The 1,539-nt window shown below is 61.3% G+C and carries 3 protein-coding genes; 2 read left to right on the forward strand and 1 reads right to left on the reverse strand.

Features of this window, described 5'->3' with window-relative positions; translation table 11 throughout:
* A partial coding sequence (locus tag EOA38_RS39925) for a hypothetical protein (RefSeq protein ID WP_210213016.1) occupies positions 1 to 294 on the reverse strand: 294 nt, incomplete at its 3' end.
* Positions 295 to 386: 92 nt separating this feature from the next.
* Between EOA38_RS39925 and EOA38_RS36250 the strand changes: the two genes are divergently transcribed.
* Complete coding sequence (locus EOA38_RS36250) at positions 387 to 1,025, forward strand: PAS domain-containing protein (protein WP_127301476.1); 639 nt, start codon at positions 387 to 389, stop codon at positions 1,023 to 1,025.
* 174 nt (positions 1,026 to 1,199) lie between these two features.
* A partial coding sequence (locus tag EOA38_RS36255) for a PilZ domain-containing protein (protein WP_145966278.1) occupies positions 1,200 to 1,539 on the forward strand: 340 nt, incomplete at its 3' end.

The raw sequence follows: 1,539 nt of genomic DNA on the forward strand, positions 1-1,539 counted from the left end.
CTCGATTTTCGGGCGAGCATGTAGTTCACGCCTGATCGAATCACAAACCGCGAATCGCCACAGCCCCGAATCGGAAAGAGGGCGAATCAAAGAAAGGCCGTCCAGGGTTTCCCCTGAACGGCTGGCCGAGTCCCCTGCTCCCCGAAAACTCTTGAAGTGCTGCCGATCGCTGCGAAACGATCGTTTTGGAGTGGTTTTTGGTGTGCCACAGCCCCTGCCGGCGCGCAACGTAAACCACTTGTTAACCTTAACGACCCCGACCCGTGAACAAACGTTAACGATGCTGGCACGCATCCTGCTCCGCACCGCATGAAGGTCATCGGAGGGCGCCCTGTCTGTTCGCCGATGGGACAGCAAAAAGACAGATTGCGCGGAGCGGAATGAAAATGAATCAGAACGGATCAATCACGCTGTTCCAATATTGGAACCGGCTGCGTGATGGCCGCCCTGCCCCGAAACGCTCGGAGGTCGAGCCGGCGGACATCAAGTCGCTCCTGGCCGACACGTTCATCCTGGAGCGGGACACGCGCGGGGAAGCCGTGTTCCGGCTCGCCGGCACAAGGCTCTGCGCCTGCTACGGCCGCGAGCTCAAGGGCTTCTCGTTTCCCTCGCTCTGGCGCGAGAAGGACCAGCGACTGGTGTCGCGGCTCATCCACGGCGTCTTCGACCAGAAATCGCTGCTGCTGATGAACTACGAGGGCTTCAGCCGAAACGGCCGTTCCAACAAGTTCGAACTGCTCGCGCTGCCGCTCGACGGCGGCATCGAGAACCCCCGCTGCCTCGGCATCATCAGCGCCGTGGAAAGGCCGTTCTGGCTGGGCGCCGACCCGCTTGCCGATGCCCAGATCGACGCGATCCGGGTCATTGATCCCGACAAGGAACCGATGTTCCTGAAGAACCGGCCTGCGATCGATGTTCCTTCGCTGGTGCCGACGGAGTTCGACGCGCCTGAGACCATTCCCGCGCTCGGCCGCGTGCGCCGGATTCGCCACCTCGTGGTCTTCGACGGCGGACGCAACGAATGAGGCAAGTCGCCGGGAATCCTGGCCCGATCGATTCTGACTTTGCCCCTGAGACAAGCTCCGATCTCAAGCCGTTCGCGGTCGACTTTTTCCCCTTTGTTAACCTGCTTTGCTGTAGCTTTTTCCGGCGAGATTCCGCGCATCGTCGCGTGGAGTGCCAACGGGGTGCAGGCAGCCATGAGGTCAACGGCGGTAGAATACGCGCCGTCCCGAGCAGAGCGGCGCAATTTCCAGCGCGTCCGGGTGAAGATTTACGGGCGGTTCATGCTGGAGGACCGCACCGAACATCCGTGCCAGGTGATCGACATGTCGCCCGGTAACGTTGCCTTGCGCACCGACCGCGTCGGCATGCCGGGCGAAAAGGTCATTGCCTATATCGACCATATCGGCCGCATCGAAGGCATCGTGACACGGACTTCGCAGGACGGTTTCGCCATGACCGTCATCGCTTCCGACCGCAAGAAGGACAAGCTTGCCGCTCAGCTCACCTGGCTTGCCAACAAGCACGAGCTGGACC

This window comes from Mesorhizobium sp. M1E.F.Ca.ET.041.01.1.1 (assembly GCF_003997355.1).
Taxonomy (GTDB): domain Bacteria; phylum Pseudomonadota; class Alphaproteobacteria; order Rhizobiales; family Rhizobiaceae; genus Mesorhizobium.